The organism is Microbispora hainanensis, assembly GCF_006874475.1.
Lineage (GTDB): Bacteria > Actinomycetota > Actinomycetes > Streptosporangiales > Streptosporangiaceae > Microbispora > Microbispora hainanensis.
The window spans coordinates 124,277-138,671 of the sequence record NZ_VIRM01000018.1 but is presented as its reverse complement, the minus strand read 5'-3'; the positions used below and the strand labels follow the sequence as shown (position 1 = coordinate 138,671).

Below are 14,395 nucleotides of genomic sequence, written 5' to 3'. Positions count from 1 at the left end.
TAGAGAGGGGTACGGTGCCGGTCTTCACAATCCGGGTGATGGCCAGGGAGAGATGCCCTGGGCCGGATCGTCGTCGATCGAGACCTCACGGCGTACGCGCGCGTAGTCCTGGCAGAGCAGCAGGTCCAGTTCGAGATGCAGGGCCGCGAACGGGGTTTGGGCCATGACGGCTTCGTCCGGTTTGATGGTGAAGCCGGTTCGCACCACTTCGCTGTCCCGCTTTTCGCCGGTGATCGTGGCGAAGGCAAGGCCGCTCCCGGATTGCCGCCAGTCGCCCGAGGCGTGCCACTCGTAACGTAGTTCCAGGACGTTCGTCGCCGGGCAGCACCAGCGAAACCGGCTCACCTCAATGCCGCCGGCCAAGTTGGCCCAGGCGGCCCAACCACGGCCGTCTTGGACGAAGGCCAGCCAGCAGGTCTCCAGCGCCCCATAGTCATAGGGCGCGCTGTCCCAAAGGCCGACCAGGTCCCCGTGATCCATGATCTGCAGGATCGCACGGCCCTGGCCCGGACGAAGTAGCACGCGCAGCAGATGGCACCGCATCCCAACGGATCCCGCGTAACCGTCAGCCCTGCGGCCTGCTCCCCTGTCGTCTGCGGCGGATTCCAGACGATGCAACATTTCGGGGCTCTGGTGCGTCTCAGCCGGGATGGACGAGAGGATTCCCGCCCGTGGATGACGCGCCGGATTTCGCGGACTTCGCCGCCGACCGGATCGATGTGTTGTTCCGCTACGCCTACATGCTCAGCGGCAACCCGCACGATGCCGCCGACCTTGTGCAAGAGGCGATGGCGCGGCTGCGCAGCTCATGGCCGCGCGTGCAGCACAAGCACAACCCGGAGAGCTACGTGAGAACGACGATCACCCGGCTGCACATCTCCGTCTGGAGACGGCGCAGGCGCGAACATCTGGCATGGGAGGTGCCCGAACAGCCGCAACCGGTGGTGGAGCCATCGCTGGACCTCTGGGACGAACTGGCCAAACTGCCCAAGAGGCAGCGTGCCGTACTGGTCCTGCGCTACTACGAGGACCGATCGGATGCCGAAATCGCCGAGATCCTCGGCATTTCTCCCGGAACCGTACGGAGCCAGGCATCCCGCGCTCTCGGCAAACTGCGCGACATCGTCAACCCGCTAAGGAGCCTGCGATGAACGACGTCGAAGAGGTGCTGCGCCGTACGTTCGCCCGCGCGGAGGCGCGGATGCCGGCCACGCCGCCGGATTTGCTGCGCCAGGTGACCGCGGAGCGGACCCGGCGGACGCGCCGTGGTCTGGTGGCGGCGACCGCGGTGGCCACCTTCCTGGTGATCTGGGCGGTGTCAGCCGTCACATGGTGGGCTCCCGAGTCGCCACCGGCCATCACGGCCAAGCCTGCGCCGCACGCTTACGAACGGCGGATCGTGAAGGAGATCGCGCCGCCGCTGGAACGGGTGCTCCCTTCGGTGATCGCGGAGGTTCCTCGGAAGGTCCCCAACGGTGAGGACTTCACGCCGAAGCTGTTCATCGATTCACGCACCATGCTCGGGTACGTGTCGAGGAAGGGCTACGACCCTGCGCCTGAACTGTGGACCTATCACCTGGAATCGCAGACCTTTCAGCGCCTGGCCGTCATCGACGATCCCATCGCGCCGGTGGACTCGATGGCGGTGGGCGAAGGCGTGATCGCCTGGTTCAAGTACGTGGACCGAGACATCCACATCATGACGATTCCGGTGACCGGGGGCACTCCCCGTACGGCGGTTTCGTTCCCGGCCGAACGGGACGTGGACAAGGTGAACGGGGACACCATCCACGGCGTGGATCTGGCCGTCGGAGGCGGCAGGATCTTCTGGTCGTCGACCAAGTCGGGGGGCGTCAACCAGGTTCCGGTGGAGGGCGGCGAACCCTCCTTCGTCCCAGGTACGGAGGGGCTCCAGCTCTTCTCCTGGCCCTGGGCGGGGCGTCCCGTCGATCGTTCGGGGGCCATGACGAATCTGCTCAACCTGAGCACCGGGGAGCGCCTCGACGATCCAGTGCGGGCGCGGTGCGCGGTGACCTGGTGCCTCACCGGCAACCAGGCGACCCGCCGCGACGGCAGCAAGGTTCTGGACCTGCCGGGCGACAGCCCTCGGTCACTCGTGGCGGACCGCTTCGTCATCATGGACCAGGTCGACGAGCAGGGGCGGAAGGCCTCAGTGATCTTCGACCTTGCCGCATCACGGGCCGGCAGGCTGTGGATCCGCGACGACCGCAAGGCATCCCCCACCCTTTACGTCGGTACGGAGATGCTCTACTTCAAGCGCGGTGACAAGTGGGTCGTCATTCACGACGCGACCCGTTAGACCAAGAACCCACGGTCGGGCCCCGGCAGGGCTGCCGAGCATCGCCTGGATGTGCCGGACAGTTGCTCCGGCCTCGGCGGCAACGTCTCCGCGTACGACGCACATGCGCGGGCGCGGAGCTGTCGAGACAGACGGCTCTCCATTCCCAGGGGTAAAAATTGTCGCTCGAAGCGAAGTGATACCACCACGGCCGGACCGCCGGCGAAGCCGGAAGCGTGCTCGTGAAGACGACAGAGTTGCCGAATTTTCCTTCTTCGTCATGGCCCGGTCTCCAGATCGCCAGGTAATCGTGCCTGGCTGTCTGTCCCCATCCGCTCCGCTGATAGGGAAGAAAAGGACGCCGTCTCCGCCGGGCAGATGAAAGTGCTCTCGGACTGGGAGAAGCGAGCACATGAGCTGGAAGGTGATCACAGCCAGTCCGAGTGATGGCGCGAAGGCCGGGTTGGGTATCTATGACGTGCGTCGAGTGCTTCGCAGCGGTGTGTGACGTGATGAGAGACATGTCGACGCCGGTCGCCGGGCCGAGGGGCTTTCCTGGAAGGGCCGGCACTGCCTGTTCTGTATAGATTGCTGTACAGTATTTGTATGGCGATGCTGCACGAAGCTGCGGAGTTGAGCGTGACGGAAGCGGCTCAGCGTGGGGTGGCCCGTCTGGTCGCCGATGCTGAGCGTGGGACGGATCTGGTGGTGACCCGTCGGCATCAGCCGGTGGCGGCCGTCGTCGGCATTCGTCGCCTGCAAGAGCTGGAGGAGGCCGCCGCAGATCTCAGGGATCTGGCGCTCGTGCTCGCACGCTCGGTGACCGAAACCGGAGAGCGTGTCCCGCTCGATGACGTGCTCTCCGCTTTCGGGCACACGCGGGAGTCGCTGGCCGCGCTGCCGGAGGACGAGTAGCCCGTGTCCGACGTCGTCTTCACGGCTCCGGCGGTCGATGACCTGCGGCGGATCGGCCCTGATGCCGCGCCGAAGGTGCTGAAAAAGGTTCTTCTGCTGCTGGAGAATCCGGAGGCCGGCTATCCGCTGGGCGGGGAGTTGACCGGCTTTCGCAAGCTCGTGGTCGGGCGTAACACCTGGCGGGTCGTCTATCGCATCATGGACGACAAGTCGATCGAGATCTGCGAAATATGGGCTGTGGGCGAGAGAGCCGATGGTGAGGTCTACGCCGAGGCCACAGCCAGGGTCCGTGCCGCCGGCACAGGGCGTCCGGAGGTAGTGCTGCTAGGCCAGATCATCGATCGCCTGGGTGCGCTGGCCGAGCACATTCGCGTCGAGCAACCGCCTCCCAGGGAGCCCGTGCCGGATTGGCTGGCGGACCGCCTCATCTACACCGTCGGTATGTCCCGCGAGGACGTCGCCGCTCTCGACTTGCAGCAGGCGGTCGACCTTTGGGCTGAGTTCCGAGCCAACCCGCGCTAGCCGCGACGAGGCTGCGGCACGGCGCGCCTTCTACGCCGGCGACGAGCGCGCGGGCGAGACGCCGCACAGGGGCAAAGCGGGTCAGGGGCGGGGGAGCACGCCCAGGAGGGTCGCGGTCAGGGCCAGCTTCAAGGAGTCGTTCAACTCGAAATGGAAGCGGGCCAGGTCGGGTTCGGCCTGGTAGGCCGCCTGCAGGCTGGGCGGGGGTGTGCTGTACGCCGACAGCGCGCCGGCCAAGACCATGGTCTGCAGGCTGAGCAGCGTCGCGTTCTCGCCCAGCTCCGGCAGGTGCTTCTGGAGCAGGGCGGCCATGGTCGTCAGGCGTTCCAGGGAGGCGCGCTTGTAGCGGGCCACGACCTCGACGGAGACGTTGTGTTCCAGGACGCTGCCCTGTGCGCCGAAGAGGTCGCACAGCACCGCTCGGCCGGCGAGTGAGCGGCTGAGGATCTCGGCCACCGCCTCCGCCCGCTCGGCCATGGGCAGGTCTTCGTCGACGCCGGCGGCCAGCTCGCCCGCCAGGTCCGTCAGCCACTCCTGCAGGAAGCGGTCCAGTAGTTCCAGCAGCACCGCCTCGCGCGACTCGAAGTAGCGCAGCACGTTCGGCTTGGCCAGGCCGACCCGGCGGCTGAGCTCGTTCAGGGTGACCGCGGCCACGGGCATCTCGCCGAGCATCGCCGACGCGGTGTCGAGGATCGCCCGCCGGCGGATCTCCCGCTGCTCTTCGGTTCGCGCCCGTTGGAAAGCCACGCCCGCCAGTCTAATTTACGTACCTGCGGTACGTTGACAACGTACCGCGAGTACTTTAGCGTCGTCAGCACAAGATACCTTCGGTACGTTACCTAGGGAGCCTCGCATGGGCGAGAAGTGGACGACGGCGAACATCCCGGACCAGCACGGGCGGGTGGCCGTGGTGACCGGGGCCAACACCGGACTGGGGTTCGAGACGGCCAAGGCGCTCGCCGAGCGTGGGGCGTCCGTGGTGCTCGCCGTACGGAACGTCGAGAAGGGCGAGCGGGCCGCGGCCCGCATGACCGGCGACGTGACCGTGCAGGCGCTCGACCTGACCTCGCTCGACTCCGTCCGCGCCGCGGCGGCGGCGCTGCGGTCCCGGTTCGACCGGATCGACCTGCTGATCAACAACGCCGGCGTGATGTACACCCCGAAGCAGACCACCCGGGACGGCTTCGAGATGCAGTTCGGCACCAACCACCTCGGCCACTTCGCGCTCACCGGGCTGCTGCTGGACCTGATGCTGCCGGTGCCCGGCTCACGCGTGGTCACCATCAGCAGCATCGGCCACCGCGTGCGGGCCGCGATCCACTTCGACGACCTGCAGTGGGAGCGGTCGTACGGCCGGGTCGCCGCCTATGGCCAGTCGAAGCTGGCCAACCTGATGTTCACGTACGAGCTGCAGCGCCGGCTCGCCGCGCACGGCACCACCGTCGCGGTGGCCGCGCACCCCGGCGTGTCCAGCACCGAGCTCGCCCGCAACACCCCCGCGGCCTTCCGGCTTCCGATCACCTGGCTCGCGCCGCTGATCACCCAGACGCCGGCCATGGGCGCGCTGCCCACCCTGCGCGCCGCCACCGACCCGGCGGTGCTCGGCGGCCACTACTACGGCCCCGGCGGACGCATGCAGATCATGGGCCACCCCCGGCTGGTCACCTCCAGCCCGGAGTCGTACGACGTGGCCGTCCAGCAGCGGCTGTGGGCCGTCTCCGAAGACCTCACCGGGGTCACGTTCCCCGTGGTTCGGCCTGGGCAGGCCATCACGATGTAGTCCGCGCTCCCCGTTTCGTCGTGTCGTCAGTCGACCAGGCCGGCGCGGTAGGCGGCGATCGCCACCTGTGCGCGGTTGGTGACGGCGAGCTTGTCGAACAGGTGGGAGATGTGACTTTTGACCGTGGCCTCGCTCATATGGAGGCGGGCGGCGATCTCGGTGTTGGAGTGGCCGAGCCCGACCTCGACGAGCACCTCGCGCTCGCGGCCGGTCAGGGCCTCCAGCCGGGCGAGCGCGTCACGGCGGCGCGAACGGGTCAGGGGTGCTCGTGCCGGTTGAGGCCGAGCGTGGCGATGAGGTCTTCGTGGAGCTCGAACCAGACGCGATGGCAGGAGTCCACGTCGGTGTGGTCGACCCAGGCTCCCTCCCCGGCCCGGGCGTGTGCCAGGGCCGCGGTGAACCGGGTGTCATATCCGCGGAACCGCGTGAGGACGCGCCCGAGCCGGTCGACGAGTGGCGTGAGCGCCCGGTCGACGCAGGCGAGCTCGTGGAGCACTCCGGCATCCCAGGTGGGATCGGAGTGGTCGTTGACGGCCAGCCGATCGCCGGCGGTGGGCCGTAGTTGCCAGTCGGTGCAGGCCTGCAGCAGGAGCGCGTTCAGCGGCAGGAACGCGCGGTAGACGTCTCGGACCTCCTCGGCGCCGCCGGCCCGGGTGAGCTCGGCCGCGAGCTGCCGCTCGTTTTCGGCCCGGCCCGCCTCGGTCAGCGACCAGCCTCCGGTGCCGGCGAAGGCGGTGTGCTCGACCCAGCCACGTGCCTCGGCGTCGTGCAGCACCTCCGTCGTCGTGGCCGCGTCGAGTGCGTACCGGCGGGCGATCGCCGGAGTGTCGGCGAACCCCGTGACGCGTACGGCGTGCAGGACCAGGAGGCGGGGCGGAGAGTCGTGCGTCACGAGCCGGCGTCCTGCCGTGCGGTCAGGCGTGTGTAGTGCTGCTGGCACGCCTGGGGGGAGTTGAACCCCATCACGTGCGCCATCTGCGCCCAGGTCAGACCGGCGCTGCGGGCGATGAACAGCAGGGCGGACTCGAGTGCTTCGACCTCGGCACGTGCGGCGGGCAGCAGGGCGAGCGCGCTCATGATGTCGTCCGGCGCCAGGTGGGCGTTGCGCCAGACCGCGAACTGCACCAGGTCGACCGCCGACGGCGGGATGGGGGCGGGGCGCCACGGGCGGGCGTCGAGCTCGTCCGCGCCCAGGCCCAGCAGACGTTCCCGCGCGTCCCGCTCACGCTGAGCCTGGACATTGTCGGCGTGCACGCCGATGTCGTCCTTGCGATGCATGGGGCACATCCTGCACAATCAACGAATTGTTGTCAACAATCTATTGAAGGAGGGCGCGGTGCTCGTACCTCTCAGGGAGAGTGCCGCCGGCACCTGCGGGGGCAAGGCCGGTGCGCTCGGCGCGTTGCTCCGCGCGGGTCTGCCGGTGCCCGACGGCTTCGTCGTTCCGTTCGCCGCCTATCGCGACGCTGTCCGCGATCTGGACCTCGGACGGCCGGCCGGCGAATCGGACGACGCGGCGCGGCGGGCGATCGAGGCGCGGCCGGTGCCCTTGATCGACGCGCTGGGACGCGCGCTCGGCCGGCTCGGCGATCCGCCCGTGGCGGTGAGATCGTCGGCGGCGAAGGAGGACACCGGTCAGGCATCGGCGGCAGGTCAGCATGACAGCTTCCTGGCCGTGCACGGAGCCGACGAGGTCGCCCGGGCCGTACGCGCCTGCTGGGCCTCGCTGTTCTCCCCGCGCGTCATCGCCTACCGGGCCGCCTCGGGCCACGACGGTCACGCTTTCGACGATCTTCTGATGGCCGTCATCGTCCAACGTCACGTGGACGCCGAGATATCCGGGGTCATGTTCACACCGGCGCGTCCGGGCGAGGCGACCCGGATCGAGGCGTCGTGGGGCCTCGGCCCCAGCATCGTGGAGGGCAGGGTCACCCCTGACGCCTACCGCGTCGCGGAGGACGGATCGGTCACCCGCACGGTCGCGGACAAACGGCAGCGCCTCGACCGGCGCGGCACGCGGCTCGTCGTCCGTGACGTGCCCGCCGCCGCCCGGAGCCGGCCGGCCATCGACGACACGACCGCCAGGCGGCTCGCCGAGCTGGGCGGACAGGTCGCCGGCGCGCTCGGCGGACCGCAGGACATCGAGTGGGCGATCGCCGGCGGCCGCACGTGGATCCTGCAAGCCCGGCCGATCACCGCCGCGCCCCCTCCACCGGCACCACTGGAACCACGGGCACCAGTGGTACTTCCGTACGGCGCCTCGGGCATCGCGACCGCCATGCTCACCGGAGTGCCGGGCAGCCACGGGACCGTGACCGGCGCCGCGAGGATCGTCCGTGGTTTCGGCGACTTCGCGCGCGTGCGCCCGGGCGACATCCTCGTCTGCCCGTTCACCGACCCCGCGTGGACCCCGCTGCTCCGCATCGCCGCAGGCGTCGTGACCGAGACCGGAGGCGTGCTCTCCCACGCTGCGATCGTCGCTCGCGAGCACGGCATCCCCGCCGTCCTCGGCGTCCCGGGCGCGACGAGCAGGCTCCGCGACGACGCTGTCATCACCATCGACGGCACTACCGGCACCGTCACGGCGGCAGACGCGTGAATCGACGCGTTCGGGCCGCTCGTCATGGCCTGACGAGGGCCGTGGTCACGATTTCGGCCGTGTAGGCGGGTCCATATCGGACTCCCGGAACATTCCGTCCGAGCCGTACGACGACCGTGTCCGAGCCGCGATCGACCTGGATGATCTGGCCGCCGAATCCGATCGCCCAGTACATGTCGTGAGGCGCGTCGTCCACCAGGCGCCGATCCTGGGCGGTGGAACCCGGCCTCAGCGTGCCGGGCCTCAGCGGGTCGATGACAGGACCACGGGCGTTGAGCCACCACAGGTAGCCGTAGGCGGCGTTCAACTCCTGCGACGGCCGGCCGGTCGCCGCCTCGATCCACCGGCGGGGGACGATCTGCTTCCCCCGCCAGTTCCCCTTGCGGAGGAAGAGGTAGCCGAACCGGGCCATGTCCTCGCAGGTGGAGTGGAGGCCGGAGAACATGGTGGTGTTGCCGGCCGCGTCGAGGGTCATCCGTGAGCGGCTCATCCCGAGGGGGCCGAAGAGCCTGTCCTGCGCGTACGCCGCCGGGCTCTGCCCGGTCGCGTTCGTGAGCACCGCGTCGAGCGTTTGGACGGCGGAGTTGTTGTACGCCCAGACGTCCCCGGGGGCCGCGTCCTGTCCAAGGCCGACGGAGAAGCCCGTACGATCCGTCGCCCGGAGCAGGCCGCGATAGTCGGTGGCGACATCCCAGTGCCGGCCGGAGTCGTTGCTCAGGATGTTCTTGATCGTGACATCTTCGGAGCGCGTGCCGGCCCACTCGGGGACGTACTCCGACATCTTGTCGTCGACGGAAAGCCGGCCCTCCGCCTCGGCGATGCCCACCAAGGCGCCGGCGTAGGACTTGGTCGCGGAGAAGACGTCCTGGCTGGTGGTCACGTCGGTGCCGTTCCAATACCACTCGGCCACGAGCCGTCCGTGCCGGATCACGATCAGGCAGTTCGTGCCCTTCTTCCCGGCATCGAGCGCGATCTTCTCCAAGCGGACGGGATCGAAACCGGCATCGCCCGGGTCGGCGCGGCGCCAGCCGGCTTCCGGATAGATCGCCGAGGCGGGTCGAGAGGCGACCGGCGGGGTGGACGCGCCTGCCTGCGGCGACGTGACCCGGGACCCGGCGGAGCACGCCGATCCGAAGACGGCGGCGAGACTCAACGTCAGGGCGCCCCGGGAGGCGAGAGACGTGCTCCGCATCCGCTCACCTCTTCGCCGTCGACCGCACCTCGGCCGGTTCGCCAACCCCTATCGAGGGAACGGCAGGCGTTGCGTTCTCGGCACAATGAGACGCGCCACGGTGGTGAGGCGTCAAGGCCAGAGGCTCCGACGGCGTCGGGAAGCGGCAGGAAATGTCTAGCGCTGCTTGAGGCGGAGCGCTTCCTTGCGGACCTCGGCCTGGATGGACCGCTCGCGCTCCAGCCACGGCGGGTTCTCCTCTTTCAGGGCCTCGATCTCGGCGGTGGTGAGCGGGCCGGTGATGCCCCCTCGGATCAGGCCGGAGATGGAGATCCTCAGCTTCGAGGCGATGACCTGCTTGGGGTGCGGGCCGTTGCGGCGCAGGTCGACGAGCCAGGCGGGCGGGTTGGCCTGCAACTCGTTCAGCTCGTCGCGGGAGACGACACCCTCCTGGAACTCGGCGGGAGTGGCCGAGAGGAGGACACCCAGCTTCTTGGCCGCGGTCGCGGGCTTCATCGTCTGGATGGTCTTCGGCTTGGACGAGCTCATAAACGTCAAGAGTAGTCAGTCGGAGCGGGTTCCCATGCCATCGGTAGCCTGAGGAAGTGACTGATGGAGAGACCGGCAGGGTGTTCCGGCTGGCGTACGTGCCCGGGGTGACGCCGGCGAAATGGGTCAACGTCTGGGCCGAGAGGATCCCCGACGTGCCGGTCACCCTGGTCGCGGTTCCCGCCGCCGAGGTGGTGGGGCTCCTGCGCGACGGCGGCGCCGACGCCGGATTCGCCCGGCTGCCGATCGACCGGGACGGGCTCAGCGTCATTCCTCTCTATGTGGAGACCACGGTGGTCGTGGTGCCCAAGGACCACGCGGTGGCCGCCGCCGACGAGGTGACCGTCGCCGACCTCGCGGACGACGAGGTGTTCCATCCTCTGGACGACACCATCGAGTGGGCGGCCCGGCCCGGGCAGCCCGCGTTCACCCGTCCGGACACGACGGCGGACGCGGTCAAGCTGGTCGCGTCCGGCGCCGGTCTTCTCGTGGTCCCGCAGTCGCTGGCCCGCCTGCATCACCGCAGGGATCTCACCTATCGGCCCGTGCTCGACGCGCCGCAGTCCCAGGTCGCGCTGACCTGGCCCGCGGACGCGACCACCGACCTGGTGGAGGACTTCATCGGCATCGTCCGCGGCCGTACGGTGAACAGCTCGCGGGGGCGCGCCCCCGCCGCCGCCCCCGCCGCCGCGCCCGCCGCCGCCCCCGCCGCCGCGCCCGCGGAGAAACCGGCACGGCGGCAGGCCCAGAAGCCCGCGCAGAACGGCTCCTCCGGCCGCCGGGCCACGCCGAACGGCCGCAAGAAGAGGGGCCACCGGTCGCGGTGACCTCCGGCCCCCGACGCGCACCCGCCGCGACCACTGCGCTCCGGGGCCGGCGGACGGGTGGTCGAGTATGCACAGATCGAGGCGGCCGGTGGTGGAGTACTCCCAGATGGAGTACGTACGGAGCAATCCGCGTAGCCACGAGCGGGGCGAGCGGGCAAGCGAGGAGCTGACGATCGGCGAGCCGGCGGACCGCTTCGGCCTGGCCACGCACGTGCTGCGCCACTGGGAGAGCACGGGCCTGATCGAACCCGCGCGGCGGGCCGGTGGTCAGCGCCGCTACGGACAGGACGCGCTGGTGCGCGTGGCCGTGATCCTGATGGGCAAGGAGGCCGGGCTCGGGTTGCGCGAGCTGAGCGCCGTGCTGTCCGCTCCCGACCCGATGGACCACCGGGACCTGTTGCGCCGCCTCGCCGCCGTGCTGGAACAGCGCATCGAGCGGGCGCGGGCGGCCAAGGACCTCATCGAGCACGCCCTCGCCTGCCCGCACAGGTTCGCGCAGTGCCCGCACGCCCGCGAGCAGATCGCGGCGCGTATCCCGCCCGCCTGAACAGTCCGTGCGGCCGACGCGTCTCGATCGTCCTGCGGGCATGTCCGGGGTGAAGCTCCGGCGTGCGAGACTCCCGGGATGAGAAGGGCGAGCCGGGCATTGGCCGTGCTGATGGTGGTCGTCGCCGGTTGTGCGGCAAATCCCGGTGCGACCCCCGCCGATCGCGCATCCGCCTCCGGCGGGCGTACGTCCTCACCGGGCGGCGCCGGCGGCGCGAAGCCGATGGCGATGATCTCGTCGCGCCCGGCCGGTGCTGCGGAACTCGAGCCGTTGCCGGCCCGGCCGGCGAGGTGCGCGCTGCCGCCGGAGGGCCGCGACGACCTGCGGGCGTCCGACGTCGCGACGGCGTGGCGGACGCTCTGGGTCGACCATGCCCGTGGAGCCGTCGACCTGCTCGCCGTGGCCGCCGACGGCACGCTCTGGGCCACCTTCTGGACGGAGAAGCAGCGCGGAAGCGCCCTGGAAACCAGGGACGGCGGGGTGCGCCGCTGGGACGGCGAGGCATGGCGGACGTTCGAGCTCCCTCCCCTTCCTGATCGCGGCCCGCAGCCGGTCGTCGCGCTCGCCGCCGCCTCGGCCGACCACGCCTGGGCGTTCGGCAACTCCAGTGACCGGACGGGAGGGGACACGACGGGGTTCGTCGGCACCTACGAGGGGGGCCGGTGGCGTTCTGAGGCACTGGCGAAGCCCGCGGCCGACGCGATCGGGTGGGGCTACACCGCCGCGCAGTCCGTCGGAGCGGACCGCACGTGGACCGTGAACGGGCGGGTGGGGCTGCTGTGGACGGGGCGGGAGTGGCAGCGCTACCCCCTGCCCGTCGAGGCCGGGGCGCTCAGCTCGCACGACGAGCAGGTCTGGGCCGTGACCGGCGCGTACGGCAGGCAGCCGGCGGCGATGCGCTGGGAACAGGGAGGCTGGCGCCTGATCGGGGTGCCCGTCCTGGAGACGCCGGACCACGACGTGGCGGGCAGCATGCTCCGGGATGTCGGCGTGATCGGTCCCGACGACGTGTGGGCCGTGGGCGGGGTCACGTGGCTGATGGAGCACGAGTATGACGACGAGAACGAGCCGCTGGAAAGGGGACGCCCGGTGGCTCTGCACTGGAACGGGAGGTCGTGGACCTGCCACTGGGGCCCGCCGGGGTCGAGCCGGGGGCGTGCCGCCGGGAGGATAACGACGTTCGGCCAGGCGGAGCCCGACGGCAGGGGCGGCCTGTGGGTGCTCGGCCGCGGCGACCTGCTGTGGCATCTGTCCGAGGGGCGCTGGACCCGCCACCGCATCCCCGCGCCTGCGGGGTACGTGGCGCGGGTCAGCGCTCTGGCCCTGCGACCCGGCACGGGCCAGGTCTACGCGGCGGGCTCGGTGACCTCGAAGAAGGAGAGCCCCTTCGCCGTCTCCCATGCCGCCGTCTGGCGCGCGGGGTAGGCGACCCCGCAGGCCCGGGGGTGGGCTCGGGGGTGGGCTCGGGGGTGGGCCCGGTCGGGCTCGGGGGTGGGCCCGGTCGGGCGCCACCCCCGGTGATCCTCGTGATCAGGCGATGGTGCAGGGGTTTCCGTTGAGCGAGATCGCGGTGGGCTTGCCGGTGTTGCCGGTGTGGGTGGCCTGGAAGCCGATCTCGGTGGTGGAGCCGGGCGCGATCGTGCCGTTGTAGCTCATGTTCCGCGCTGTGACCTGTCCGCTGGAGGGCGAGTAGGTGGCGTTCCACCCGTTGGTGATGGTCTGCCCGCCAGGCAGGGTGAAGGTCAGGGACCAGCCGTTGACGGTGGAGGAGCCGGTGTTGGTGATGGCGATCTGCTCGGTCAGGCCCTCGTTCCAGGCGTTGACGGTGGCGCTGACCCGGCAGGCGCCCGAACCGCCGCTGGGCGACGCGGACGGAGACGGCGACGCGGACGGGGACGCGGACGGCGACGCCGACGGAGACGCGGACGGGGACGCGGAGGGCGAAGCCGAGGGAGACGGCGACGGAGACGTCCCGGACTGGAACTGGGTGAAGAACTTCCACACCTCAGCCGACGTCCAGGTCCTGGCGCCGCTCGTGGAGGTGGACCCGTCGTTGGGGGAGGGGGTGTGGTCGCCGTCGAACGCCGCCCATACGACCGGATAGCCGGCCCGGCATCCCGAGTAGTTGGTGATGATGTGCGTCAGGCTGCCCTGCGCGGGCTCCCTGGGGCTGGTGGGGGTGCAGCCGTTGTTCGAGACGAACTTGTCACGCAGCTGCCGGCCCATGGAGATGTTGAGCACCGAGTCATGGGTGCCGTGGATGCCCATGTAGGCGACCGGCTGGGTGCCGCCGTTGCATCCGCTGAGCTGCGCGCCGGAGTAGACCGCGACCGCACGGAAGATCGTCGGCCGGGCGCACGCGACCGCGAAGCTCATCGAGCCGCCGTAGCTCCACCCCATGGCGAAGCGCTGCGTCGTGTCGACACAGAGGTCGTTCTCGACGAGCCGCAGCACGTCGTCGGTGAACGTCAGGTCTTCGTTGTTGGAGTTGCCCCAGCCGTTGTTGATGCCCTGGGGTGCGATGAAGATCGTGCTGTTGTTCGAGAGTTGCTTGAGCCCGTAGTAGGCCCAGACGGATCCGTCCGATCCGCCCGAGTCGACGATCTGCGCCGTGCCGTTCAGCCAGTGGTACGCGAAGATCAGCCGGTAGGGGCGGTTGTTGTCGTAGTTGTCGGGAATCCGCAGGATCCAGCTGCGACTCTTGCCGCTGGTCGTGATCGTCTGTGAACCGCTTCTCAGCGTCGGGGTCTTCCCGCAGCCGGAGGTCGCCGCCGCGACGGCGCTCGCCGAGGACGGCGTGGCCGCGCCGAGGCTGTCGCTCAGCGCCATGCGTCCCGAGGCCAGGACGAGAAGCGCGGCGGCCGCGACAGCGGTAAAGATGGATCTCTGTCTCAACTTCACGCAACTCCCTTTGTCGTTCTAAAGCCGACGTACGTCGATGGGGAAGCAATCGGGTTTGCCGGTGAGCCCCGGCGGGCGGTCTTGCGGAACGGATTCGAACGCTGCGTGAGCCCACCGTCAGTCGACCCCGGAGGGGCGCGGCGACCGGTCGTCGTCGGCGCGCGTGTGTTCGCTCTTCTCCGTTGTGGAAGAGCAGGGCGAACTCAGGTTTCCGTTATCGCGAATATCCTGCTGCCGTCTTCCGTGGAATGCGGCGGGTGGCCTGGTGGACGCCAGATAAAGGCG

17 protein-coding genes are annotated in these 14,395 nt (G+C 69.8%); 9 read left to right on the top strand and 8 right to left on the bottom strand.

Annotation, left to right across the window (positions count from 1 at the left end; all coding sequences use genetic code 11):
* Window positions 1-24 precede the first annotated feature (24 nt).
* A complete protein-coding gene (locus tag FLX08_RS17145) occupies window positions 25-480 on the bottom strand; it encodes a hypothetical protein (protein WP_142619857.1) in 456 nt (151 codons plus the stop codon).
* A gap of 191 nt (window positions 481-671) precedes the next feature.
* Between FLX08_RS17145 and FLX08_RS17140 the strand changes: the two genes are divergently transcribed.
* The 4 genes from FLX08_RS17140 (at window position 672) to FLX08_RS17125 (ending at window position 3,736) form a co-directional block, all read left to right on the top strand.
* On the top strand, window positions 672-1,151 hold the full coding sequence (locus FLX08_RS17140) for a SigE family RNA polymerase sigma factor (protein ID WP_142619856.1): 480 nt from the start codon (window positions 672-674) through the stop codon (window positions 1,149-1,151).
* Window positions 1,148-2,320 carry a hypothetical protein gene (locus FLX08_RS17135; protein WP_142619855.1) on the top strand — a complete coding sequence of 391 codons (1,173 nt, stop codon included), beginning with the start codon at window positions 1,148-1,150 and terminating at the stop codon, window positions 2,318-2,320. The genes FLX08_RS17140 and FLX08_RS17135 overlap by 4 nt, the downstream gene beginning before the upstream one ends.
* Before the next feature lie 585 nt (window positions 2,321-2,905).
* A complete protein-coding gene (locus FLX08_RS17130) occupies window positions 2,906-3,214 on the top strand; it encodes a type II toxin-antitoxin system prevent-host-death family antitoxin (protein ID WP_142619854.1) in 309 nt (102 codons plus the stop codon).
* 3 nt (window positions 3,215-3,217) lie between these two features.
* Entirely contained in the window at window positions 3,218-3,736 is a 519-nt protein-coding gene (locus FLX08_RS17125; protein WP_142619853.1) for a type II toxin-antitoxin system RelE family toxin, read from the top strand.
* A gap of 81 nt (window positions 3,737-3,817) precedes the next feature.
* On the opposite strand, the gene FLX08_RS17120 is transcribed toward FLX08_RS17125, so the two are convergent.
* Window positions 3,818-4,483 (bottom strand): TetR/AcrR family transcriptional regulator, encoded by a 666-nt coding sequence (locus FLX08_RS17120; RefSeq protein WP_142619852.1) that lies wholly within the window; start codon window positions 4,481-4,483, stop codon window positions 3,818-3,820.
* 106 nt (window positions 4,484-4,589) lie between these two features.
* Here FLX08_RS17120 and FLX08_RS17115 point away from each other — a divergent pair, with 106 nt between their 5' ends.
* Complete coding sequence (locus FLX08_RS17115) at window positions 4,590-5,516, top strand: SDR family NAD(P)-dependent oxidoreductase (protein ID WP_142619851.1); 927 nt, start codon at window positions 4,590-4,592, stop codon at window positions 5,514-5,516.
* A 26-nt stretch (window positions 5,517-5,542) separates the two neighbouring features.
* Here FLX08_RS17115 and FLX08_RS42120 read toward each other — a convergent pair whose 3' ends face one another.
* From FLX08_RS42120 to FLX08_RS17100, 3 genes are read right to left on the bottom strand one after another with little or no spacing between them, the layout of a single operon-like run.
* Window positions 5,543-5,740, bottom strand: a complete 198-nt coding sequence (locus FLX08_RS42120; RefSeq protein ID WP_280117110.1) for a response regulator transcription factor — start codon at window positions 5,738-5,740, stop codon at window positions 5,543-5,545.
* A gap of 32 nt (window positions 5,741-5,772) precedes the next feature.
* Window positions 5,773-6,408 carry a transcriptional regulator gene (locus tag FLX08_RS17105; RefSeq protein WP_142619849.1) on the bottom strand — a complete coding sequence of 212 codons (636 nt, stop codon included), beginning with the start codon at window positions 6,406-6,408 and terminating at the stop codon, window positions 5,773-5,775.
* Window positions 6,405-6,794 carry a DNA-binding protein gene (locus tag FLX08_RS17100; protein ID WP_167530459.1) on the bottom strand — a complete coding sequence of 130 codons (390 nt, stop codon included), beginning with the start codon at window positions 6,792-6,794 and terminating at the stop codon, window positions 6,405-6,407. The genes FLX08_RS17105 and FLX08_RS17100 overlap by 4 nt, the downstream gene beginning before the upstream one ends.
* Before the next feature lie 58 nt (window positions 6,795-6,852).
* On the opposite strand from FLX08_RS17100, the gene FLX08_RS17095 reads away from it, so the two are divergent.
* Window positions 6,853-8,115, top strand: coding sequence for a PEP/pyruvate-binding domain-containing protein (locus FLX08_RS17095; protein ID WP_142619847.1), 1,263 nt, complete (start codon window positions 6,853-6,855; stop codon window positions 8,113-8,115).
* Between the two features lie 22 nt (window positions 8,116-8,137).
* Here the strand turns inward: FLX08_RS17095 and FLX08_RS17090 are convergent, their stop codons facing one another.
* The gene (locus tag FLX08_RS17090) at window positions 8,138-9,307 is read right to left on the bottom strand and encodes a serine hydrolase domain-containing protein (protein WP_142619846.1); all 1,170 of its coding nucleotides are present in this window, start codon (window positions 9,305-9,307) and stop codon (window positions 8,138-8,140) included.
* 156 nt (window positions 9,308-9,463) lie between these two features.
* Window positions 9,464-9,835, bottom strand: coding sequence for a DUF5997 family protein (locus FLX08_RS17085; protein WP_142619845.1), 372 nt, complete (start codon window positions 9,833-9,835; stop codon window positions 9,464-9,466).
* A 56-nt stretch (window positions 9,836-9,891) separates the two neighbouring features.
* Here FLX08_RS17085 and FLX08_RS17080 point away from each other — a divergent pair, with 56 nt between their 5' ends.
* The 3 genes from FLX08_RS17080 to FLX08_RS17070 all read left to right on the top strand — a co-directional run bounded on the left by FLX08_RS17080 (window position 9,892) and on the right by FLX08_RS17070 (window position 12,634).
* Window positions 9,892-10,662, top strand: a complete 771-nt coding sequence (locus FLX08_RS17080; RefSeq protein ID WP_167530458.1) for a LysR family substrate-binding domain-containing protein — start codon at window positions 9,892-9,894, stop codon at window positions 10,660-10,662.
* A 67-nt stretch (window positions 10,663-10,729) separates the two neighbouring features.
* Complete coding sequence (locus tag FLX08_RS17075; protein ID WP_208761509.1) at window positions 10,730-11,209, top strand: MerR family transcriptional regulator; 480 nt, start codon at window positions 10,730-10,732, stop codon at window positions 11,207-11,209.
* Between the two features lie 78 nt (window positions 11,210-11,287).
* On the top strand, window positions 11,288-12,634 hold the full coding sequence (locus tag FLX08_RS17070; RefSeq protein WP_142619844.1) for a hypothetical protein: 1,347 nt from the start codon (window positions 11,288-11,290) through the stop codon (window positions 12,632-12,634).
* 105 nt (window positions 12,635-12,739) lie between these two features.
* Here FLX08_RS17070 and FLX08_RS17065 read toward each other — a convergent pair whose 3' ends face one another.
* A complete protein-coding gene (locus tag FLX08_RS17065; protein WP_244312697.1) occupies window positions 12,740-14,110 on the bottom strand; it encodes a CE1 family esterase in 1,371 nt (456 codons plus the stop codon).
* Between the last annotated feature and the right edge of the window lie 285 nt (window positions 14,111-14,395).

Excerpts from the sequence above, each read along its gene's own strand:
- FLX08_RS17145 (WP_142619857.1), bottom strand. The coding sequence starts at position 480 with ATGGATCACGGGGACCTGGTCGGCCTTTGGGACAGCGCGCCCTATGAC.
- FLX08_RS17135 (WP_142619855.1), top strand. The coding sequence starts at position 1,148 with ATGAACGACGTCGAAGAGGTGCTGCGCCGTACGTTCGCCCGCGCGGAG.
- FLX08_RS17130 (WP_142619854.1), top strand. The coding sequence starts at position 2,906 with ATGGCGATGCTGCACGAAGCTGCGGAGTTGAGCGTGACGGAAGCGGCT.
- FLX08_RS17115 (WP_142619851.1), top strand. The coding sequence starts at position 4,590 with ATGGGCGAGAAGTGGACGACGGCGAACATCCCGGACCAGCACGGGCGG.
- FLX08_RS17100 (WP_167530459.1), bottom strand. The coding sequence starts at position 6,794 with ATGCATCGCAAGGACGACATCGGCGTGCACGCCGACAATGTCCAGGCT.
- FLX08_RS17090 (WP_142619846.1), bottom strand. The coding sequence starts at position 9,307 with ATGCGGAGCACGTCTCTCGCCTCCCGGGGCGCCCTGACGTTGAGTCTC.
- FLX08_RS17085 (WP_142619845.1), bottom strand. The coding sequence starts at position 9,835 with ATGAGCTCGTCCAAGCCGAAGACCATCCAGACGATGAAGCCCGCGACC.
- FLX08_RS17075 (WP_208761509.1), top strand. The coding sequence starts at position 10,730 with ATGCACAGATCGAGGCGGCCGGTGGTGGAGTACTCCCAGATGGAGTAC.
- FLX08_RS17070 (WP_142619844.1), top strand. The coding sequence starts at position 11,288 with ATGAGAAGGGCGAGCCGGGCATTGGCCGTGCTGATGGTGGTCGTCGCC.